An 18,355-nucleotide genomic window follows, 5' to 3' on the forward strand; every position below is an offset into this window, starting at 1 on the left:
TAAAAGCTTTATACCCATACCGCGAAAACGCCAACCTAGATCTATATCTTCTCCTACAGAAGGGAGAGTATATGTTTCATCAAATCCATTTATTTTTAAAAGGTCTTCTTTGTAGCAAGACCAGTTACATCCAATAATATAGCGTACATGGCGTTTGATATGTGGAGCTAAAAAACTTTTTGCACTGATGTGGAGCATGTCTTCTAGATGTCGAGTTTTATCAAGTAAAAGCTGCGGTAGATAGAACCAGTAGTACTTTGTAAGTGTAGAGGCCTTAAGTTTTTTATCGTAAATTTTTTGTGTTATCTTAGGGCCTAGCTCAACTCGTTTTCCACTTAGGACTACACCTTTTTTTGCTTGAATAACATGGTTCTCTATAAAATCTCCAAATGGGACACAATCTCCATCTATAAAAATAAGATACTCATTTTGTGCTGCTAAAACAGCACGATTAAGAGCGATATTCTTTCTCCATCCACTATCTTCATGAAAAAGATGTGTGATGTTTAGCTTTGGATATTGCTTGCGAGCTTGTGGCACGAATGTAGCCATCTCTTGGCTCTGGCAATCTTCAGAGATTAAAACTTCATCGGGTAAAATTGTCTGAGATGCTAAGCTCTTTAGGATAATATCTAAGCTTTTTGTATCTTTATAAACAGAGATGATGATAGTTGATTTTGGGACATTCATACTTGATATTTCTCCAAGTACCACTCTATAGTCTTAACAATTCCGCTATCAAAGTTTTCATCAGCTCTCCAGCCTAGTTCAGATTCAAGTTTCGTAGCATCTATAGCGTAGCGTCTATCGTGTCCAGCTCTGTCTTTTACAAATGTTATAAGATCTTTGTAGCTATTGATATTTTTATTAGATTCCCAGTCAAGCTGAGAATAACGAGCTGAAAGAGGAACTTTCTTATCCAAAATAGTACATATTGCATCTACTATTTCAAGATTTGTTCTCTCGTTTCTTCCTCCGATGTTATAAACATTGCCCTCTTTGCCAGTGTGATAAACTAAGTCTATGCCTTTACAGTGGTCAAGTACATAGAGCCAGTCACGAATATTTTTACCATCTCCGTATATCGGAATACTCTCACCAGCTAGCGCTTTTCTTATAATAGTAGGTATGAGTTTTTCATCGTGTTGTTTTGGTCCATAGTTGTTTGAACAGTTTGTAATGACCGTATTTAGTCCATAAGTCTCTTGGTAACTTCTTACTATCATATCACTAGATGCTTTAGATGCGGAATATGGAGAGTTTGGAGCATATGGTGTCTCTTCTGTAAAAAGATCTGTTTCATTTAAAGTTCCATAAACTTCATCAGTTGATATATGATGAAATCTTGCACCCTTATATCTATCTTTATAACTAAAAGGCTCATACATCCAGTACTCTTTAGCTACATCTAAAAGTACAAATGTGCCATTTACATTAGTTTCTATAAACACACCTGGGTTTTTGATAGAGTTATCAACATGACTCTCTGCTGCAAAGTGAATAACTCCACTTATGTCATACTCTCTAAATATAAACTCAACCAGTTCACGGTTACATATATCACCCGTTATAAACTTGTATCTAGGGTTTTCTTCACACTCTCTTAGGTTTTCTAAGTCACCTGCATATGTTAACAAGTCAAGGTTTATTATATTATACTCTGGATAATTATCTAAAAAGTAGGGTACAAAGTTACTTCCTATAAAACCTGCACATCCTGTTACTAAAATATTTTTCATTGTCTCTCTCCTAAAACTTTTAAACACTCATCTAAACTATCTTTGTAGTATGGTATCGATATGTCAAACTCTTTTTTTATTTTTGACTTATTTAAGATGCTAAAATGTGGTCTTGGAGCAGCAGTTGGATATTCAAAACTCTCTATAGGGTTTATTTTACAATCAAGTTTTGCCATACGCATAATCTCTTTTGCGAAGTCATACCAAGATAAAACACCTTCGTTTGAATAGTTATAGATCTCTATACTGTTACTTTTTATCTGAGGTAATATCTCTAAGATAGTTTTAGCCAAATCTCTAGCATAAGTTGGAGTTCCTACTTGGTCATATATCACACCTAATTCATCTCTTTCTTTACCTAGTTTTAGCATAGTTTTTACAAAGTTACTTCCAAAAGAAGAGTAAACCCATGAAGTCCTTATGATGATAGAGTTTGCTGGATTTATCTCTATTATGGCTTTTTCTCCAGCGAGCTTGGTCTCTCCATAGACTGATTTTGGTGCTGTGTTGTCACCTTCTTTATATGGTTTATGGTTTGTTCCATCAAATACATAGTCAGTTGAGATATGTATAAGTTTAATGTTTTTTTCTTTAGAGATTTGTGCTAGATGTTTTACTGCTAAGTGGTTTATTTTATCAGCCATCTCTGCATCTGATTCTGCTTTATCAACTGCTGTATAAGCTGCACAATTTATGATGATGTTTATCTTATTTATATCAATAAACTTATTAACAGCCTCTTTATCTGAAATATCTAGCATCGTCTTGTCTGTAAAAAAAAAGTAATGTTCATCGATCTCAGCTAGATTCCGTGTCGGAGCACGGAATGACGTAAGTTCTCCACCATTCTCATTCAAATAACTACCATTTTCATCCAAGCAACCGTCATTCTCATTCAAACAGCCGTCATTCTCAGCTTGACTGGGAATCTCACTTATTAACTCTCTTATCTCAGAACCTAACTGACCATTACTTCCTGTTACTAAAATATTAAGCATAGTAATTAACTCCATAATCAAACAAATCATTAGTCTCGCCTAATTTTGGCTGAGTGGTGTCTTTTTGTGAGAGATTTAGCTCATCATGTGGTACTTGCCAATTTATCTTTAACTCTTTATCATTAAAGGATATACCTCTGTCATTTTTGGGAGAATAGTAATTATCTACTTTATAAGCAAAGATAGTATCATCTTCTAAGACTACAAAACCATGTGCAAAACCACGAGGAACGAAGAGTTGTTTTTTATTTTGGCTGTTTAACTCAACTGCTACATGCTTACCAAATGTTGGACTTCCTCTTCTTATATCTACTGCGACATCCAAGACCCTGCCTTTTATAACTCGTACAAGTTTAGTCTGAGCATCTGGAGCTAGTTGATAGTGAAGTCCACGAAGAACGCCACGAGAACTTTTAGATTCGTTATCTTGGCAGAAGTTTATTTTAAACCCCAAAAATTCTTCAAGCTTGTCCTCTCTAAAAGTTTCAACAAAATATCCTCTTGCATCTCCATGAATTTCTGGCTCACAAATGATGACATCAGCTATCTCAGTTCTTGTAAATTTCATCCTTCTATAATCCCTTCTTTAGCTCTTCTTATAAGATATTCCCCATATTGGTTCTTCTTTAGTGGTTCGGCTAATTCAAGTAGTTTTTCTTTTGAGATATAACCCATTTCATAGGCTATTTCTTCGATACAAGCAACTTTTAAAGCTTGACGATTTTCTATAGTTTGAATAAATGAAGATGCTTCTAAAAGGCTCTCATGTGTGCCAGTATCTAACCACGCATAACCTCTTCCCATAAGTTCTACTTTAAGTCTGTTTTCATCTAAATAGTCTTGATTTAGAGTTGTTATCTCTAACTCTCCTCTAGCACTGGGCTTTACAAGTTTTGCTTTTTCTACTACATCGTTGGGATAAAAGTACAAACCAATAACTGCATAGTTTGATTTTGCTTGTGTAGGTTTTTCTTCTAATGATGTGACATTTCCTTGTTTGTCAAATTCTGCAACTCCATAACGTTCAGGATCTTTTACATAGTAACCAAACACAGTTGCTTTGTTTTGCTCTTTTGCATTTATTACTGACTGATTAAGTAGCTTCGTTAAACCATGACCATAAAAGATATTATCTCCTAAAACTAAAGAAACGTCGCTATCGCCTATAAACTCTTCGCCTAAGAGAAAAGCTTGTGCAAGTCCATCAGGTGAGGGTTGCTCTTTGTAGCTAAAACTCATTCCGATGTCACTTCCATCGCCTAAAAGATCTTCAAATCTTGGTAAATCATGAGGAGTAGAGATGATTAGTATTTCTTTGATTCCAGCTAGCATAAGCACTGATAGCGGATAGTAAATCATAGGTTTATCATATATGGGAACAAGTTGTTTACTAACACCTTTTGTTATGGGATAGAGTCTAGTGCCACTTCCACCTGCTAAAATTATGCCTTTCATTTATCTGCCCTTATTCTCAGTTATTTTCTTTTGTTTATTCTTTGTTGAATTGAGGTATTTATTGTATAGCAATAAAGTAGCTATATATTATTTTAAGAAGAGATTTTACACTAGATTTGCTGATTTTATGCTGTTGTTATAGAGTTTCTTTGAGTTAATTTTTGTATTTATATCAGGTTTAATTTCTTATGAGCATTGTTATTGTAAAATGCCACTATTACATTTATGGAGATATTTTGAAAAAAGTTTTAAAGAGATTTTGGCCCTATATAAAAGAGTATAAACTACAATATCTCTTGGTATTATTTGGCATCATATTAACAGTAGCAGCCACAACTGCAACTGCACATATTATGAAACCGCTAATGGATGATATGTTTATAGATAAAAAAGAAGAAATGTTATACCTCATTCCTTTTGGGCTTACTACTATCTACTTCATAAAAGCTTTGGGGCGCTATATACAGACTGTTTATATGACTTATATAGGTCAACATATTGTCTCAAGATTAAGAGAGATACTTCTTGCTAAAATAATTAGCATGGATATGGGTTTTTTGTATAAAAACAGAAGTGGAGAACTTATATCTAGAGTGATTAACGACATCGGTCGTATAGAGTATTTTGTATCAAATATGCTTCCAGAACTCTTTCGTGAGACTATGACTGTTATTGCTCTTGTAGCCTATGTTACATATTTAAACCCTTTGCTTTCTTTTTACTCTTTAGTGCTAGTTCCCTTAGTTATATATCCTTTAATCTTAATAGCAAAAAAACTAAAAAAATATTCTCATCGTTCGCAAGAAAAAAGTGCAGATGTTATTACTCGTCTTACAGAGATCTTTAACTCAAGTGAAATTATAAAAGCAAATGCTACCCAGAAGCATGAGTTAGAGCGTTTTAGCGGTGAAAACTGGAAGTTTTTTAAGATAAATATGAAAGCTGTTTATGTTGGAGAGACAGTTTCTCCAATGATGGAAATTATTGGCGCAACTGGACTAGCTTTAGTTATCTTTGTAGGTGGTAGAGAAGTTTATAATGGTCAAATGAGTGTTGGAGAATTTACAGCATTTTTAACGGCAGTAGGGCTTGTTTTTCAACCAATTCGTCGCATAAGTTCTATCTATAGACGTATCCAAGATGCACTAGCTGCTAGTGAAAGAGTTTTTGAAGTTCTTGATACTGAAAATAAAATCATAGATGGAGAGATCTTACTAGAAGAAGATATAAAAACTATAGAATTTCACAAAGTCTCTTTAAAATATGAAGATACTTATGCACTAAGAGATGTTAGTGTCTCTATAAAACAAGGCGAAAACATAGCTCTTGTCGGAGACAGTGGCGGAGGAAAATCAACTTTTATAAATATGCTACTTCGCTTCTATGATGCCCAGGAGGGAGAAGTTTTAGTAAATAACAGAAATATAAAAGAGTATAACCAAGATTCACTAAAGCATCACATCTCACTTGTGAGTCAGCGTATCTATATCTTTCAAGACTCACTCGCTTCAAATGTGGCTTATGGACAGGAGATTGATAAAAAAAGGGTTAAAGAAGCTCTTAGACTTGCAGATGCAACAGAGTTTGTCTCTTCACTAGATAATGGCATAGATACTATGATGGAAGAGTTTGGAGCAAACCTCTCAGGTGGGCAGAGACAAAGAGTTGCCATCGCCCGTGCTATCTACAAACACTCTTCACTCCTGCTTTTTGATGAAGCAACTTCTGCACTTGATAATGAGAGTGAAAAGAGAATACAAGTAGCACTTGATGAATATACAAAAGATAAGATAACTATCACCATAGCTCATAGATTAAGCACGATAGAACATGCTGATAAAATCTTAGTAATGCAAAAAGGAAGAGTTGTTGCATCTGGGAGCCATGCTGAACTTTTAGAGAGTAGTGAAGTTTATCAAAGATTAGCTGGAAAGTTTGAGCATTAACTAGCTTTAAATTTATAACGATATAATTGCCTAAAATCAAATAAATATTATTGGACTAGAGGATATAAAAGATGCTAGATTTTTCAAAATTTTTAAAATACTCAAAACCAGGGCCTCGTTATACGAGTTATCCGACTGCTTTAGAGTTTAGTGATGCTTATGGATATGAAGAGTATATACAAAAGTTAGAGTCACAAGACTCAAATCGTCCAATTAGTTTATACTTTCATCTTCCTTTTTGTAGAAATGCTTGTTATTTTTGTGGCTGTAATGTTGTCTTTACTTCTAAAGAAGATAAGATGCTTCGCTATATGGATTACTTAAAGCGGGAGCTAAATATCCTCTCAAAACATCTTGATTGTTCTCGTGAAGTTCTGCAGATGCACTTTGGTGGTGGAACTCCAACTTTCTTTAGTGCAGCACAACTCAAAGAGATTATAGACGAGATAAAGTCTTATTTTCCAAACTTTAGATCTGATGCTGAGATAAGTTGTGAGATAGATCCAAGACATATTGATGAAGATCAGATGCGTGTGATGAGTGAGGCTGGCTTTAATCGTGTGAGTTTTGGGATCCAAGACTTCAACGAGAAAGTTCAAGCTGCAGTTCATAGAATTCAACCATACAATATTACTAAAGATGCGATGGATCTAGCTAGAAAATACAATATGATCTCAGTCAATGTTGACCTTATTTATGGTCTGCCATACCAATCTTTAGAAACATTTAAAGAGACGCTAGATCTCGCCCTTACTCTAGATCCAGATAGATTTGCAGTCTTTAACTACGCTCATGTTCCATGGCTTAAAAAGACTATGAGGAAAATTGATGAGACAACTCTTCCTCTTCCAGATGAAAAACTTCAAATCATGCAGTACACCATCGACTTTTTAACTTCTCACGGTTATAGAATGATAGGGATGGACCACTTCGCAAAACCAGAAGATGATCTATTTAAAGCTATAGAAAAAGGCGAGCTTCATAGAAACTTTCAAGGCTATACAACCAAAGGCGGAGCAGATCTGATCGGTGTAGGGCTTACTTCTATAGGTGAGGGTGTTGATAGTTATAACCAAAACTTTAAAGTGATGGGCGAGTATGAAGAAGCAATAGACGCTGGAAAACTTCCATTTGAGAGAGGTGTGGTTTTAAATGAGGATGACAAGATTAGACAATATGTCATTATGGAGCTTATGAGTAACTTCAAACTAGATATAAAAAGGTTTGAGAAGCTCTTTGACATAGACTTTAAGAGTTATTTTGCAGATGCTATAGAGGCATTAAAACCATTTAGAGATGATGACTTGCTAAGTATGGATGAAAATTTCATCGAGTGTAGTCAAACAGGAACTCTTCTTATTAGAAATATTGCGATGCCTTTTGATGCCTACATGAAAAAGCATGCTGCAAACTCTAAAACATTTTCTAAAACGGTGTAAAAAATGGCAAAAACTGCTCAAGATATTTTTAACTACAGAGGTGTGACAGATGAGTGCATAAAGTGTGCAAAGTGTATCCCAGTCTGTACCATCTACAATGTAAATCCTGATGAGGTAACTTCTCCTCGTGGTTTTTTAGATCTTCTTGGTGCTTATCAAAGAGGAAATTTAGAGCTTGATCAAAACGCTAAAGATATCTTTGAGAGCTGTTTTTTATGTACAGCCTGTGTAGAAGTTTGTCCAAAATCACTTCCTACAGACATGGTGATAGAACAAGTTCGTTCAGATATCGCTAAAAAGTTTGGCATAGCATGGTATAAAAAACTCTTCTTTTTACTTCTTCGCCATCGCTGGATGAATGACATAGCTTTTAAACTAGGCTGGGTTTTTCAAACTTGTGGCTTTAAGATAAAAGCAGACATAGACTCTATGAACTCTCGGTTTTCTATCCCAATGCTAAAAGCTGATAGACTTCTTCCGAGTCTTACAAAAACATCATTTTTAAACTCATATCCTGAGAATATTTCAAATGGTGGAAAAAGAAAAGTGGCTATTTTTATAGGCTGCTTGGCAAACTATAACTATAAAAGCATAGGTGATTCACTCTTAGAGATCTTAGAGACTCTTGAGATTGATGCATATCTAGCAAAAGATCAAAAGTGCTGCTCTGCACCTGCCTATTTTACGGGTGATTTTGATACAGTTGATTATAATGCTAAGTTTAATATTGAGTATTTTGAGAGTTTTTCTAAAGATGTTGAGGCTATTATAGTTCCAGAAGCAACTTGTTCTGCGATGCTTAAAATTGATTATGAGCACTACTTTCACGACCAACCAGAGTGGAAGGCAAGAGCTATCGCAGTCAGAAGTAAAATCTTTATGGCTACAGAGTGGCTCCAACACCATACACATCTAGAGCAACTCCTTAAGAGCAAAAAGAAAGATACTCGCATAGTTACATATCACGATCCATGTCACGCTAAGAAGATGCAAGGTTTGTATCTTGAACCTAGAAATCTCATAAGTAAAAACTACAACATTGTAGAGATGAGTGATCCAGATAGATGTTGTGGTTTTGGTGGGGTGACTATGCAGACAGAGAAGTACCACTTTGCAAAAGCCGCTGGTGCTCCAAAAGCCGCGATGATAAAAGAGACAAAGGCAGATGTAGTTAGTGCTGAGTGTAGTGCTTGTAGAATGCAGATTAATGACTCTATGGGCTATGCAAATGTTGAGACTGTGTTTAAAAATCCTATAGAGCTCATCGCTGAGGCTCTGAGAAAGTAGATGAATGCTTGGAACAATATTTATGAGAGTTTTGACCCTGTAGCTTTTAATATCTTCTCTTTTCCAGTTCACTGGTATGGCATCATGTATGTCTTAGCACTTGTGAGTGCCTTATACATCGGAAAATACTTTATCAAAAAAGATAAGTTAGAGTTTAAGGGGATAGATAACTACTTTATCTATGTAGAAATCGGCGTAATTCTAGGTGCTAGGCTGGGTTACATCCTCTTTTATGATACACAAACCCTCTACTATCTCTCACATCCATGGCAGATCTTCAACCCATTTCAAAATGGTGAGTTTGTTGGGATCCGTGGTATGAGTTACCATGGTGCTATAATTGGCTTTTTGCTGAGTTCATATCTCTACTCTAAAAAGCACAGGATGTCATTTGGTCGTATTATGGATCTTGTTGCTCTTAGTGTACCTTTGGCCTTTGTTTTTGGTCGGATTGGTAACTTTTTGAATAAAGAGCTAATCGGGCGTGAAACTGATGTTAGTTGGGGGATCTTAGTAGATGGAGTGCTCCGCCATCCATCACAACTTTATGAAGCAATACTAGAAGGTTTTGGTGTTTTTATAGTTGTTTATACTTATAGAAAGTATCAAAAATTTAGTGGAGAATTGATTTTAGTATATGCTATTAGTTATGGTATGTTTAGAGCACTTGCTGAGATCTATCGCGCACCTGATGCTCAGATAGGCTATGTCTGTTGCGAGATGATAACCCAAGGGCAGGTTATGAGTCTTGCTATGAGTTTAGTTGGTGCTATCTCATGGCTTTACTACTATAAAAAAACAAAAGTAGATTAAGTTTTTCTATCGTTTCTGTGGAGTTTCTTATCTCTCTCTACTGAGCCTCTCCAAATAAAGTTTACTAAAAAATAAGCTAAGAGTGAGCCGACTATAGAGTAGAAAAAAGCCCCAACATATAGATCTATAAATATTGCATCTATATTATTACTAAACCACTCTACTGTCATCTCAACTTCTAGAGGTTTGCTCCCTAGAAAAAATGAACCAGTTAGATACTCCATATAGTACATTGGTGGCATAGTTAAAGGGTTACTTAGCCAACACATAGCAAGAGCTATGGGTACATTAAATTTGAAAAATGGCATCATTGCAATAACTAAGAGCATCTGCATAGGCATCGGTATAAAAGCTATGAACATGCCAATAAATACAGCTTTTGAGACCATCTTTCTGTTGGTAGAGAGATACTCTGATGGTACTTTATACTTTTTTATAAACTCTTTTAACTTTTGGCTTCTTGAGATTTTTTTAAGATTTTTTCTAACCATAATACAACTCGTTTTTTAAGTGATGAAATTATAACTCATAGAGCTTACAATTTAGACAATTTAAGACTCATTCTCTAAATGTTTACTAGGCTCTCCAAAGTAGTAGCCTTGTGCATAATCAACATCAAGCTCCGCTACTTTATCAAAAACATTTTTTGAGTAGACAAACTCAGCTACCGTTTTTATCTTCATCTTTTTAGCAAAGTCTACTATAGTTTGAGTGATGAGTTCCGAGTCTTTGTTTGTATCTATATTTTTTATCATAGATCCATCTATTTTGATATAGTCAACTTTTAACTTCATAAGATACTCAAAGTTAGAATATCCTGTTCCAAAATCATCAATAGAGACTTTTGCATCATAAGATTTTACTTCATTGATAAACTTGATAACTTCATCAAAATTTTCAATACCTTCAGATTCGATTAGCTCAAAAACAACTCTCTCTCCCATCTTATAAGAAGATAGTTTTTCAAGTATAAGATTATGAATTTCTTTGTTTAATATATCTTCAACGGAGATATTTATAGATACAAGATATGAAGAGTCTTTAAACTTATCAAATGTTTTTTCTATCATAATTTTAGTGAGTTGATGGTAGAGTTTATTTTTCTTAGCAAGGTCTAAAAAGTGAAAAGGAGCTATATAACTACCATCCTCATCAACTATACGCATCAAAGACTCATACTTTATTATTTCTTTAGTTTTCACATCTACAATAGGCTGAAAAAGTGGTTCAATTCTATCTTCACCTATAGCGGCTTTTAATTTCTTTGTCCAAATTACATTTTTTTCATAGATCTTTGACATAGCCATAGACTCATCATAAAGTAAAAAGTTTTTCTTCTTTTTCTTTGCTACAACTAAAGCAGTATCTGCATTTACAAGAAGCATTTCAGTTCCATGAGACATTCCAATAGTAGCGCTCAAGCTAACTTCTTCTTCTGGTCCAAGAAGAAACAACTCTTTTGAGATCTTCTCGCTGATGAGTTCTGCAAGGAGTAAAAACTCTTTTAAGTCCACGCTGCCTCTACATAGATATGCAAACTCGTCTGCATGAAGTCTGTATAGATGTTCTTTCCTTGGGATAAGTTTTTGTAAAAAATTTGAAAACTCTTTTAAAAGTATGTCTCCAGCACCATCTCCATAAAGATCATTCATCTCTTGAAAAGAGTCAATATTTATGATCATTAAAAAAGAGTGTTGTCTATGTTCTAGTGCCTCTGTAAGTTTTCTTCTGTTTTGAAGTGAGGTTAAGTTGTCATAATAAAATTGACGCTCAATAGAGTCAAGCATAGAGTTAAATATAAGTTTTATAGAGTCAAGTTCTTCAATATTGTCATTTACTTCAACTCTCTTTGTTATGTCTTGAGAAGTGGTAATATTTTTTATTATATCTGAGAAGTTTCTTATGGGTTTTATGAGAAAAGTATCAAGCTCAATAAAAATTGCTAAAAAGATTATAAGTGAAAAAGCAACTATAAAGAGTACAAAAAAGTTTATCATTTGAGTAAGTGATATTTTTAAGTTTGTTGTGGGAAAGGAGATATTTATAACCCCTAAGATATCTTCTTCTTTTGCATTGGCATGACACTTCAAGCACTCAGCTTTAGCAACAACAGGGTAGTAGTAGTTTATGATTTCTGAGCTAGAGGCATCTAAAATCTCAAGCCCTTGCATAGCTTTTTGGAGGTTTGGGTTTGACTTTATAGCTACCTTGTCTTTTTCGATTTCTCCATAAAGAGCATCAACTAGGGTAGATCTATAAGCACTTACTTTCATGTTCTTTTCAATGGAGTTTAGTCTAGTGATTATATTTTCTATGTCATTTTTATTCCAGCCCATTTGCATACCGGTATAGAGTGTCTCAAACACAAGTCTACTGCTTTTCTTAGCATCTATTTGTGCCAAGTTTGAGATGGCACTTTGCTTCATATATTCACTATAGATATATGCTGCACTTAGAGTGAGAAAAAGTGTAGTAAGTATGATTTTAGCAGTGATTTTTTTATAAGTTGTTTTTTTAGACATAGAACTTTAAAGCTCCTTAAAATATAAATACAGATTATAATCATACTCTAATTTAAAATAAATAAAAATGCAAGTAGGTTTATTTGTTTAATAATATGCTAAAATCGGATTTATATTCACATAAGGTTACAAAAGATGTCATTTGAAAAACTAGGACTTATAAAACCACTTCTTCAAGCTATAAAAGAGTTAGGTTATAAAGAACCTACTCTAGTACAAAAAAGAGCTATACCTTTGGTACAAGCTAAGAGCGATATCTTTGCAACTGCACAAACAGGAACAGGAAAAACAGCAGCTTTTGCTCTGCCTATTTTGCAAAAACTAAGAAATGCAAGAGAGGATGAGAGTAAAGGAATAAGAGCAGTGATTCTCTCTCCTACTCGTGAGCTCTCCATTCAGATCCATCAAGATATACTAAATTACTCTAAATATATGAACGTAAAGAGTGCAGTTATAGTTGGTGGAAAGGATATAGAAGCACAAAGAAACTTATTAAAGAGTGGAGTTGATATTGTTGTGGGAACTCCTGGGCGATTTATGGAGCTTATGGAGAGTGGCATGAGCTTAGTAGACATTCAAGTTTTTGTAGTTGATGAAGCAGATAGAATGTTAGATATGGGTTTTTCAAAAGAGATAAGAAAGATCCATCTAAAGCTTCCAAAGAGACATCAAAGCTTACTTTTTTCAGCTACTTATAGCGATAAAGTGAGAAAGCTCTCAAAGCAGATACTTACAAAACCAGCTTTTATAGAAACATCGAAAAAAAATACAACAGTTGATACTATAAATCAAGTAGCATATTTGGTAGATGCAGATAAGAAAGCTCAGCTTTTAGCATATCTTATAGGCTCAAGAAATTTTCCACAAGTTTTAGTATTTACAAGAACAAAAGCTAGTGCTGACGCGCTTTTTATAGAGCTTAAAAAAGATGCACTTAAGTGTGGGATCATTCATGGAGATAAAACTCAAGCTAACAGACTAAAAACACTCACACAGTTCAAAGAAGGAAAGATAAAAGTTTTAATAGCAACAGATATTGCATCTCGTGGGCTTGATATTGAAGAACTTCCTTATGTTATAAACTACGAGCTTCCCTCAATCCCAGAAGATTATGTTCATAGAGTTGGAAGAACTGGAAGAGCAGGTCGTGATGGAGAGGCTATCTCTCTTTTAGATATTTATGAAAAATATGACATAAGAGATGTTGAGAGACTAATCGGTCAAAAGATACCCCAGGAGACAGTAGAAGGTTTTGAGCCAGATCCAACCATTAGACGAAAAGATCAAGATGAGTTAAAACTAAAGAGTGAACATAAAAAACCAGAAGTTAAGCGAGTTACGAAGAAGAAAAAATCAACAAAAAGAGATGCTAAAAGTTAGCAATCATCTTTTGAGGTTGACTCTTGAATGGTTTTGTAAAACCAACCAAGACCTATGAGCATAATAGTTGTTCCAATGAGTAGATAAAAAGCACTCAACATCTTTGATGTATCGTCAAGTGCTATTTTAAATACAACCATCAGCGTCTCTATTGAGAGGGCGATGATGATTGAGATAAGAAATCTTCCTAAAACTTTATATTGTTTATCCTCTGTTTGATGAAAAGATTGATACATAACCTCATGCTCAAAGATCTGTTTGGCTAGATCATATATAGCAAGCCCTAGTGTCATAGAGATGATGGAGGTAAAAATGTCGTGTAAAAAGTCTGAGGTAGAGAGTGAAAAAAGTAGTGTGAAAAATATATATCCTCCATAGGATATAAGTGCAATAGCCACAAGCGCTAGCATTGTCGAGCCAAAGAAGTAGACAGTTCGTTTTACTTTGTCGTGAATACTGTTGTACTCTATAAGTTTTAAATCCTCTAAAAGATGTATAAGGTTGATATCAAAAACATAGTAGTTAGAATCAACGAGCTGAACGAGGCTAATGCTTGCTTTTCCAGTCTTGTGATGTATGTAGGGGTTTGAGATATAGATATCATCATTATCAAGTTGAAGTTTCATAAAGTAGTGGCTCTTGTCGTTTCCAATCTGAGAAGAGTCAGACTCTCTTCTTGAGATAACAGGAGTTGCTTGTTTAAAGTCACTATCAACTCCATATATCAGCTGAATAAATCTGTTTTTATTTAAAATATCAAGAGAATTATCCATATAATTTTTAGAAAGACTATTTATAAAAGTTTTTAAAAAAGAGTCAACATTTATTTTTTGTGTTCTATACGCATTTATAACTTCTTTCATAATTTTATCCAATATTATAGATTTGTTAATTTAGACAAGATTATAGTCTAGTATATTTATAGTATTAGAAAAAATAATAGAGCGTTTATTTGTTTAAGCTAGATTGAAAGTTGAAAAAAGTTACAATTCTACTCATAAAAAAAGAAAATAGTCATATTTGTCAAAATTTTTTATCATGCTATGTTCATGCTACTTTTCTGTTTTAGTATACGACAGTAAAAAAATTACAAAGGGAAAATGTATGAAAAAGCATATAACATTAAGCCTAATGGCAGTAGGACTCTTAGGCTCAGCGAACCTTCAAGCTGCTGATGATTTAAGCACAATGTTTAGTGAGGGAAAGGCTAGTGGTCAGATACGAGCTTTTAGTATTTCAAGATCTATGGACTATAGTAAAGTTGGAGTAGAAGACTTTACAAGAACTGCAAATGCTATAGGTGGTTATTTAAAGTATGAAACTGCAGACTTTAAAGGTTTAAACTTTGGAGCGGCTTTTTATACTACTAATGGATTTGCTAATCGTAGTGATAGAACTAGTAAAAAGTTTGATCCAACACTTTTAGGAAAAGATAATGAGAGCTACTCTATCTTAGGTGAAGCTTATATCGCTTACAACGCTAAAGAATTAGGGAGTCAAACAAATATAAAGCTTGGTCGTCAAAAACTAGATACTCCTATGGCTGGATCTGATGATGCAAGAATGCTTCCAAACCTCTTTGAAGCAGTAGTAGTTAGTAACACAGATATTCCAGATACAACTCTTATAGCAGCTCATGTAACTCGCTTTGCTCAGGGTACATTCGGTCGTGCTTATGGTGCTGGTGGAATTTTGAGTGGAACTTCGGGTTACTCTGTTGTAGATCCTTCAAACCAAGTAGGTGATTTTGAAAACATGGGTAGTTATGCTGTTGGTAAAAAAACTGATGGTGTCTCTGTTTTAGCAGCTACATATACAGGTGTAAAAGGACTTAAGCTACAGCTTTGGGATTATTATGCACATGATATTTTAAATGTTGTTTATGGTGAAGTTGACTTTTCATGGAAATGTTTGCTTAGCGATAGTGTTAAACCATTCGTAGCGGCTCAGTTTATCAAAGAAAATGATGTTGGAGATAAAGAGTTAAAAGCAGTGGGTGGTAATGGTAAAATAGATAGTTTATACTGGGGAGCTAAAGTTGGAGCTTCTATAGAGAACTTTACTGCATATGTCGCATACTCACAAACTAGCAAAAACTCTGCAAGTGATGCAGCTTATGCAAATGCTATTGCTTCTCCATGGGGTGGAATGCCAGCATATACTCAAGGTATGGTAACTCGTCATCAGTTTTTAGCAGGAACAAAAGCTACAAAATTAGCTGTATCTTATAACTTTAAAGATATTGGTCTAAAAACGATAGCTTACTATGCAAACTTTGATATGGATAAGCACAATGGTTACACATATGGTGATGCAGATGAGTATGGTTTTGACTTTATCTACAATACACCATTTGTAAAAAATCTACAACTTCGTCTTCGTGCAAACTATGCAAGAGATTTTAATGTAAACGCAACTGGTGATACAACTAGTTGGGATGAGTATAGATTTATAGCTAACTATACGTTTTAGTATTCATTCCACCTCAGGAGAGGTGGAACGAGAAATACCGTGACAAAGTAGAGGCACAAGTGCCGAGGGCTTCCCGCCGAGGGAAACCAACGCGCGCCCCGAAGGAAGTACCCTTGGGGTATTAGCGTAGGTAGCGGGATTACTCCCGATACCGTGACAAAATGAAATGAAGGTCTCCTTCATTTTATGAAATAAAATTAAGGAAAAATAGTATGAAAAAAGAAATGGTGGAACAAATCAAAGCAAATCCACACTATCAAGAGCTGCTTGCAAAAAGAACAGGCTTCTCGATTAAACTATCTATTGCGATGCTAACAGTGTATTGTATATTTATTTTAACTATAGCATTTTACCCAGAAGTTTTAGGTACGCCTTTGGCTGCTGGTTCAGTAACAACTGTAGGAATTCCTGTAGGGATTGGGGTTATTATTTTTGCTTTTATCTTAACTGGTATCTATACTAAAAGAGCTAATGGCGAGTTTGATGATTTGAACAATAAAGTTAAACAATCACTAAAGGAAGACTAATGATGAACAGAATATTTTTATTTTTAATACTAGGAACTATTGGAGTATTTGCAGCAAGCGCAATTGAAGTTGCAAATCCTGAAAAAGCTCTTAATGTTTCTGCTATTGTAATGTTTTTAATCTTTGTAGGTGGAACCCTAGGTATCACTTATTGGGCTGCAAAAAGAACAAAGTCTGCAAAAGATTTCTACACTGCTGGTGGTGGAATCACAGGTTTTCAAAATGGTATGGCAATCGCGGGTGACTATATGTCTGCGGCTTCATTTCTAGGAATATCTGGTCTTGTTTACTACAAAGGTTATGATGGACTTATCTACTCTATAGGATTTTTAGTTGGTTGGCCAGTTATTCTATTTTTAATTGCTGAACCTTTAAGAAACTTAGGAAAGTACACTTTTGCTGATGTTGCTTCATATAGACTTCGTCAAACTCCTATTCGTTCACTTGCAGCGTCTGGATCTATAGCAACTGTTATCCTTTATCTAATCGCTCAAATGGTTGGTTCTGGTAAACTTATCCAACTTTTATTTGGTCTTCAGTATGAGATAGCTGTTATCATCGTTGGTGTTCTTATGATTCTATATGTAACTTTTGGTGGTATGCTTGCGACTACATGGGTACAAATCATTAAAGCGTTCTTACTACTTTCAGGTGCAACATTTATGGCAGTAGCTGTTATGGCACACTATAACTTCAACTTTGGTGAGTTATTTTCTCATGCTACAGAGCTAAAAGGAATAGAGATTATGTCTCCGGGTGGACTCGTATCAGATCCAGTCTCAGCTATATCACTAGCCGTTGCACTTATGCTTGGTACTGCAGGACTTCCTCATATTCTTATGAGATTTTTCACAGTTAGTGATGCAAAAGAAGCTAGAAAGTCAGTTTTTTATGCAACAGGTTTTATCGGTTACTTCTATATCTTAACTTTCATCATCGGTTTTGGTGCTATTGTTTTGGTATTTCAAAATCCTCAATACTTAGATATGGCTAAACAAGCAGTAGACGGTGGTTATCCAATCTTAGGTGGAAACAACATGGCAGCTATTCACTTAAGTCATGCAGTTGGTGGTGACTTCTTCTTAGGCTTTATCTCAGCGGTTGCTTTTGCAACTATTTTAGCTGTTGTTTCAGGTCTTACTCTAGCTGGTGCATCTGCAATCAGTCATGACCTTTATGCATCTGTTATCAAAAAAGGTAAGGTTGATGGTATTACTGAGATGAAAGTATCAAAAGTTGCTACTGTAATTTTAGGTATCGTTGCTATTATCATGGGTATCGCATTTGAGAACCAAAATATCGCTTTTGTTGTTGGTCTTGCTTTTGCTATTGCAGCTTCAGCTAACTTCCCAATCCTTTTCCTTTCAATGTACTGGAGTAAACTTACAACTCGTGGTGCTGTAGTTGGTGGATCTATCGGTCTTGCAACTGCTGTTATACTAGTTATTTTAGGTCCGATTGTATGGGTTGATATTTTAGGAAATGCTACTGCAATTTTCCCTTACAAATATCCAGCGTTATTCTCGGTTATGTCGGCGTTTATTTCTATTTGGTTCTTTTCTATAACTGACAAATCTCACGATGCTAAAGCAGAGAGAGAAGCTTATGAAGCTCAGTATATTAGAAGTCAAACAGGTATCGGTGCAGAAGGTGCATCGGAGCATTGATTTTACGCACTCAAACGAACAAGTCCGTTTGAGTGGCAGGGACAAAAATTGTCCCTTACAACCCCCTAAAGCTACGAAAATAAATTTTCGAGAGCCTGAAAATTGTAGAG

General features: G+C 34.9%; 16 protein-coding genes. 8 read left to right on the plus strand and 8 right to left on the minus strand.

The features are described 5' to 3' along the window. The 5 genes from M0Q24_RS01570 to rfbA all read right to left on the minus strand — a co-directional run. Positions 1–690: glycosyltransferase (locus tag M0Q24_RS01570; RefSeq protein ID WP_295046272.1), on the minus strand; the 690-nt coding region annotated here is incomplete at its 3' end. Next, positions 687–1,739: a dTDP-glucose 4,6-dehydratase gene (gene rfbB / locus M0Q24_RS01575; protein WP_295046275.1), complete on the minus strand. Its 1,053-nt coding sequence runs from the start codon at positions 1,737–1,739 to the stop codon at positions 687–689. The genes M0Q24_RS01570 and rfbB, both read right to left, overlap by 4 nt. Then, the gene (gene rfbD, locus M0Q24_RS01580) at positions 1,736–2,737 is read right to left on the minus strand and encodes a dTDP-4-dehydrorhamnose reductase (RefSeq protein WP_295046278.1); all 1,002 of its coding nucleotides are present in this window, start codon (positions 2,735–2,737) and stop codon (positions 1,736–1,738) included. Before rfbD ends, rfbB begins: the two co-directional genes overlap by 4 nt. Then, positions 2,730–3,305, minus strand: a complete 576-nt coding sequence (gene rfbC / locus M0Q24_RS01585; protein WP_295046281.1) for a dTDP-4-dehydrorhamnose 3,5-epimerase — start codon at positions 3,303–3,305, stop codon at positions 2,730–2,732. Before rfbC ends, rfbD begins: the two co-directional genes overlap by 8 nt. Next, positions 3,302–4,192 carry a glucose-1-phosphate thymidylyltransferase RfbA gene (rfbA, locus tag M0Q24_RS01590; protein ID WP_295046283.1) on the minus strand — a complete coding sequence of 297 codons (891 nt, stop codon included), beginning with the start codon at positions 4,190–4,192 and terminating at the stop codon, positions 3,302–3,304. Before rfbA ends, rfbC begins: the two co-directional genes overlap by 4 nt. A gap of 236 nt (positions 4,193–4,428) precedes the next feature. Here rfbA and M0Q24_RS01595 point away from each other — a divergent pair, with 236 nt between their 5' ends. From M0Q24_RS01595 to lgt, 4 genes are all read left to right on the plus strand, one after another. Beyond that, complete coding sequence (locus M0Q24_RS01595) at positions 4,429–6,138, plus strand: ABC transporter ATP-binding protein (RefSeq protein ID WP_295046285.1); 1,710 nt, start codon at positions 4,429–4,431, stop codon at positions 6,136–6,138. Between the two features lie 71 nt (positions 6,139–6,209). After that, positions 6,210–7,577 carry an oxygen-independent coproporphyrinogen III oxidase gene (hemN, locus tag M0Q24_RS01600; RefSeq protein ID WP_295046289.1) on the plus strand — a complete coding sequence of 456 codons (1,368 nt, stop codon included), beginning with the start codon at positions 6,210–6,212 and terminating at the stop codon, positions 7,575–7,577. A gap of 3 nt (positions 7,578–7,580) precedes the next feature. Then, positions 7,581–8,864: a (Fe-S)-binding protein gene (locus M0Q24_RS01605; protein WP_295046292.1), complete on the plus strand. Its 1,284-nt coding sequence runs from the start codon at positions 7,581–7,583 to the stop codon at positions 8,862–8,864. Continuing rightward, the gene (gene lgt, locus M0Q24_RS01610) at positions 8,865–9,677 is read left to right on the plus strand and encodes a prolipoprotein diacylglyceryl transferase (protein ID WP_295046294.1); all 813 of its coding nucleotides are present in this window, start codon (positions 8,865–8,867) and stop codon (positions 9,675–9,677) included. Here lgt and M0Q24_RS01615 read toward each other — a convergent pair. Together M0Q24_RS01615 and M0Q24_RS01620 are read right to left on the minus strand one after the other, a co-directional pair. Further along, on the minus strand, positions 9,674–10,168 hold the full coding sequence (locus tag M0Q24_RS01615) for a DUF2062 domain-containing protein (RefSeq protein ID WP_295046296.1): 495 nt from the start codon (positions 10,166–10,168) through the stop codon (positions 9,674–9,676). The genes lgt and M0Q24_RS01615 overlap by 4 nt on opposite strands. Positions 10,169–10,228: 60 nt before the next feature. Then, a complete protein-coding gene (locus M0Q24_RS01620) occupies positions 10,229–12,199 on the minus strand; it encodes an EAL domain-containing protein (RefSeq protein ID WP_295046299.1) in 1,971 nt (656 codons plus the stop codon). 135 nt (positions 12,200–12,334) lie between these two features. Here M0Q24_RS01620 and M0Q24_RS01625 point away from each other — a divergent pair, with 135 nt between their 5' ends. Further along, positions 12,335–13,579, plus strand: a complete 1,245-nt coding sequence (locus M0Q24_RS01625; RefSeq protein WP_295046301.1) for a DEAD/DEAH box helicase — start codon at positions 12,335–12,337, stop codon at positions 13,577–13,579. Here the strand turns inward: M0Q24_RS01625 and M0Q24_RS01630 are convergent. After that, a complete protein-coding gene (locus M0Q24_RS01630; RefSeq protein WP_295046304.1) occupies positions 13,576–14,442 on the minus strand; it encodes a hypothetical protein in 867 nt (288 codons plus the stop codon). The genes M0Q24_RS01625 and M0Q24_RS01630 overlap by 4 nt on opposite strands. A 241-nt stretch (positions 14,443–14,683) precedes the next feature. Here M0Q24_RS01630 and M0Q24_RS01635 point away from each other — a divergent pair, with 241 nt between their 5' ends. From M0Q24_RS01635 to M0Q24_RS01645, 3 genes are all read left to right on the plus strand, one after another. After that, a complete protein-coding gene (locus M0Q24_RS01635; protein WP_295046306.1) occupies positions 14,684–16,051 on the plus strand; it encodes an OprD family outer membrane porin in 1,368 nt (455 codons plus the stop codon). Between the two features lie 212 nt (positions 16,052–16,263). After that, a complete protein-coding gene (locus tag M0Q24_RS01640) occupies positions 16,264–16,578 on the plus strand; it encodes a DUF485 domain-containing protein (RefSeq protein WP_295046309.1) in 315 nt (104 codons plus the stop codon). After that, positions 16,578–18,245, plus strand: coding sequence for a cation acetate symporter (locus M0Q24_RS01645; RefSeq protein ID WP_295046312.1), 1,668 nt, complete (start codon positions 16,578–16,580; stop codon positions 18,243–18,245). Before M0Q24_RS01640 ends, M0Q24_RS01645 begins: the two co-directional genes overlap by 1 nt. The last annotated feature ends 110 nt before the right edge of the window (positions 18,246–18,355 follow it).

Source organism: Sulfurimonas sp. (assembly GCF_023228785.1).
In the GTDB taxonomy this organism is placed as follows: Bacteria; Campylobacterota; Campylobacteria; order Campylobacterales; family Sulfurimonadaceae; genus Sulfurimonas.